Here is a 710-nt window from a genome sequence, read left to right as displayed (position 1 = left end):
AAAAGTTCCGATGAATATAAAAAGAACAAAAACGTTACCACGCCGACAAACAAGATTCTCACTTCAATGTGCGCGCCTAGCCGGCTTCTTTATATTCTGAAATACGGAATCGCATATGTTCATGCCCAAAAGAAACTTGATGACGGCTCTGTTACAGTTGAGCTTCAAAAACACATTATGCGCTACCAGCAGCTTTTCGCAGCTCTGGCGGTTACAAGGACTTTGGACAGGGGAATTAAAAAAGGCGTAATCTGGCACACTCAAGGCTCCGGAAAAACAGCCCTCAGTTATTACCTTGTGAATATTCTTACTGATTATTACGCAAAAAAGAATATTGTTCCAAAATTCTATTTTATTGTAGACCGTATAGACTTGAAAAAACAGGCCGCAACAGAATTTGAAATACGAGGATTGTCAGTCAAAAGCGCGGAAACCCGTGAAGAGCTTATGAAGCAGTTTGACGAGAGGAATTCCCTTTCTGGAAACAGCGGCAAAAAAGAAATCACTGTCATAAACATTCAGAGGTTTGATGAGCGGAAAAAAGAAAAAATAGACCTGCCTGATTACAACACAAATCTGCAGCGCATTTTTATTATTGACGAGGCACACAGAAGCTATGACCCTAAAGGCTCGTTCCTTGCGAATCTTCTTGATGCCGACAGAAACGCTGTCCGCATTGCCCTTACAGGAACGCCGCTGATTGGAGACGA

General features: G+C 42.1%; 1 protein-coding gene. It reads left to right on the top strand.

Translation table 11 applies throughout. The features are described from left to right. Positions 1 to 710 (top strand): DEAD/DEAH box helicase family protein (locus tag B2X33_RS04980; protein ID WP_296668072.1); only part of this gene is annotated, 710 nt, incomplete at both ends.

The sequence above is a fragment of the Treponema sp. UBA785 genome (genome assembly GCF_002297065.1).
Lineage (GTDB): Bacteria > Spirochaetota > Spirochaetia > Treponematales > Treponemataceae > Treponema_D.
Note: the sequence above shows the minus strand (reverse complement) of the source record. Positions and strands in the feature narration are given on the sequence as shown.